Annotated in this window: 3 protein-coding genes; all 3 read left to right on the forward strand. The window is 63.7% G+C overall.

The window, feature by feature from the left end; translation table 11 throughout:
* A partial coding sequence (locus tag V7D69_RS15610; protein ID WP_333606280.1) for an acetyl-CoA C-acyltransferase occupies positions 1–854 on the forward strand: 854 nt, incomplete at its 5' end.
* A 23-nt stretch (positions 855–877) separates the two neighbouring features.
* The gene (locus tag V7D69_RS15615) at positions 878–3,034 is read left to right on the forward strand and encodes a 3-hydroxyacyl-CoA dehydrogenase NAD-binding domain-containing protein (RefSeq protein WP_333606281.1); all 2,157 of its coding nucleotides are present in this window, start codon (positions 878–880) and stop codon (positions 3,032–3,034) included.
* Positions 3,031–3,302: acyl-CoA dehydrogenase family protein (locus V7D69_RS15620; protein WP_333606282.1), on the forward strand; the 272-nt coding region annotated here is incomplete at its 3' end. The genes V7D69_RS15615 and V7D69_RS15620, both read left to right, overlap by 4 nt.

A 3,302-nucleotide genomic window follows, 5' to 3' on the forward strand; every position in this document is an offset into this window, starting at 1 on the left:
TCGAATCCATGAGCCGCACGGTCATGGGCTATGACAGCGGCGCCTGGACCGCCGACCCGACGATCGCTTACACCAATCATTATGCGCCGCAGGGTATCGGCGCGGACCTGATCGCGACGCTCGACGGCTTCAGCCGCGAGGATGTGGACGCCTTCGCCGTCGAAAGCCAGACGCGCGCCGCGCGGGCATGGGAGGAAGGCCGCTTCAAGGGCGCGATCGTGCCCGTGAAGGATGTGCTGGGCGACATCATCTTGGACCATGACGAACATATGCGGCCCGGAACGACAGTGGAAAATCTGGGGAAGCTCAAGCCGTCCTTCGAAGCTTTCGGCAAGGCCGGGTTCGAGGCGGTGGTCAAGGACCGCTATCCGCAGATCGAGGAACTGAACTATGTCCATCACGGCGGCAACAGCTCCGGCATCGTTGATGGCGCCGGCCTCGTCCTCGTGGGTTCCAGGGAATTTGGCGGGAAAGCAGGGCTGAAGCCGCGTGGACGAGTGCGGGCCTATGCCAATATCGGCTCGGAACCGACCATCATGCTCACTGCCCCGACGGCGGTCTGCCAGAAGGCGCTCGAGGCCGCCGGCATGAGCAAGGACGACATCGACCTTTGGGAGTTGAACGAGGCTTTCGCCAGCGTCGTCATGCGCTTCATGAAGGAAATGGATGTGCCGCACGACCGGATGAACGTGAACGGCGGCGCCATCGCGATGGGCCATCCGCTGGGCGCGACCGGCGCGATGCTGGTCGGCACGGTTCTCGACGAACTGGAGCGGCGCGATCTCAACACCGGCGTCATTTCCTTGTGCGCGGCCAACGGGCTGGGCACGGCCTGCATCATCGAACGCGTCTGATCGCGAAGCGGAAAGCCAAGACTATGCAACATATGAAGATCGAAAAGGCGGCCGACGGTTTCGCTACCCTCATCCTCGACAATGCCGACGAGTCGATGAACGTCGTGAGCGACGCCTTCATCGCCGACATGACGGAGGCGGCCGCCACCATTGCCGCCGACGACAGCATCAAGGGCGTCATCCTGACCAGTGCGAAGAAAGCGTTCATGGCGGGCGCGGACCTGAAGCAACTGGTGCGCGGCTATTCGAAGCAGGAAGCCTATGCTTTTTCGCAGCGTGCAACGCAGATGCACCGCGCGATGGAAACGTCCGGCAAGCCTTGGGTCGCTGCCCTGAACGGTCTGGCGCTCGGCGGCGGCTTTGAACTGGCGCTCGCCTGTCATCACCGCATATTGGTGGACGATGCCAACGCGCTGGTCGGCCTGCCCGAAGTCAATGTCGGCCTGCTCCCCGGATCGGGCGGGACGGTGCGCTTGGGCATCATTGCCGGCATGAAGACCGCGCTCGACCTGCTGCTGTCAGGCCGCAGCGTCGGTCCGGCCGAGGCGCTGAAGCTGAAGATCGTGGATGAAGTGGCGCCGGCGGACCAGTTGATGGAGCGCGCCCGCGCCTGGCTGGTGACGGGCCCCGACCCGGTCAAGCCCTGGGACGTCAAGGGCTGGGTCCCGCCACAGAAAAAGGGCATGACCGTGCCCGAGGACGCGCTGGCCTATACGCTCGCGGCGGCGAATATCGCCAAGAAGGGCTATAACACGCCCGCGCCGCTCGCTATCCTCGCTTGTGTATTCGAAGGGCTGCAACTGCCATTCGACAAGGCGCTGACCGTTGAGGGCAAATATTTCGCCAAGCTGATGAGCGACCCGGTCGCGACCAACATCATCCGCACCAGCTTCATTTCCAAGCAGGCGGCCGAGAAAGGCGCGCGTCGCCCCGCCGGTGTGCCCAAGAGCGAAGTGAAGAAAGTCGGCGTGCTGGGCGCGGGCATGATGGGCGCGGGGATTGCCTATGTCTCGGCCAATGCGGGGATCGAGGTCGTACTGCTCGACCGCGACGTACCGACCGCAGAAAAGGGCAAGGCCTATTCCACCAAGGTTCAGGGCAAGCTGATCGAAAAGGGCAAGCTCACCCAGGCCAGGGCCGACGAACTGCTGGCCCGGATCACGCCGACCGACGACTACGCGCTGCTGGAAGGCTGCGACCTGGTCGTCGAGGCCGTGTTCGAGGATGCCGGCATCAAGGCCGAGACCACGCGCAAGGCCGAAGCGGTGATCCCGGCGAGCGCGGTGTTCGGATCGAATACATCGACGCTGCCGATCTCCCAGTTGGCGCAGGCATCGAGCCGGCCCGACAAGTTCATCGGGACGCATTTTTTCTCGCCGGTCGACCGCATGGGGCTGGTCGAGGTGATCCGCGGCAAGCAGACATCGGACGAGACATTGGCGCTCACGCTGGACTTCATCGCGCAGCTGCGCAAGACGCCGATCGTGGTGAGCGACAGCCGCGGTTTCTACACCAGCCGCGTATTCCGCATGTTCATCTTCGAAGGCGTGGCGATGGTCGAGGAGGGCATCGAGCCGGCGCGTATCGAGAACGCCGCGAAGTCCGCCGGCTTCCCGACCGGGCCGCTGGCGCTGCTCGATGAGGTGACGATGGAACTGCCGGTCAAGATCGTCGATGACGCGGCCGGCACGGAAGGCAATACCTATACGATCGAGCGCGGCCTGCCGGTTTTGAGGAAGATGATCGGCATGAAGCGCGGCAGTCGGAAGGCCGGCGGCGGCTTCTACGATTATCCCGAAGGTGCGTCCAAGCATATCTGGAAGGGCGTTGCCGAGCATTTCCCGGTCGCGGCGCAGCAACCCGATCAGGACGAGCTGAAGCAGCGTTTCCTCTACGCGCAGGCGATGGAAACGGCGCGCTGCCTGGAGGAAGGTGTGCTGGAAACCCCGCAGGATGCAGACCTCGGCGCGGTCTATGGCTGGGGCTTCCCGCTTTGGACCGGCGGTACGATCAGCTATATCGACATGATCGGCATCGGCGAATTCGTGGCGCAGGCGGACGGGTTGGCGCAGAAATATGGGTCACGCTTTCTGCCGTCCGCCTGGCTACGGGACAAGGCAGGGCGAGGCGAGGCTTTCTATGGGGCGGAGGCGCCGGTCTGGGATCGGGAAATGGCATGAAAAGGCTGATCTTCGAATCGGAGCATGAGCAGTTCCGGGAGAGCGTCATCAAGTTCATGCGGGCGGAGGTGGCGCCGCATGTCGAGCGGTTCCGCGAGCGGGGCATGGTGGATCGCGAACTGTTCCTCAGGGCCGGGGGGCAGGGGCTGCTCTGCACCTGGGCCGAGGAGAAATACGGCGGCGCGGGCATCGATGATTTCCGCTTCGAGCAGATCATCATCGAAGAGAATATGCGCCACGGCGACATCGGCTTCTACATCAACCTGCA

Source organism: Novosphingobium sp., from assembly GCF_036733805.1.
GTDB lineage: Bacteria > Pseudomonadota > Alphaproteobacteria > Sphingomonadales > Sphingomonadaceae > Novosphingobium.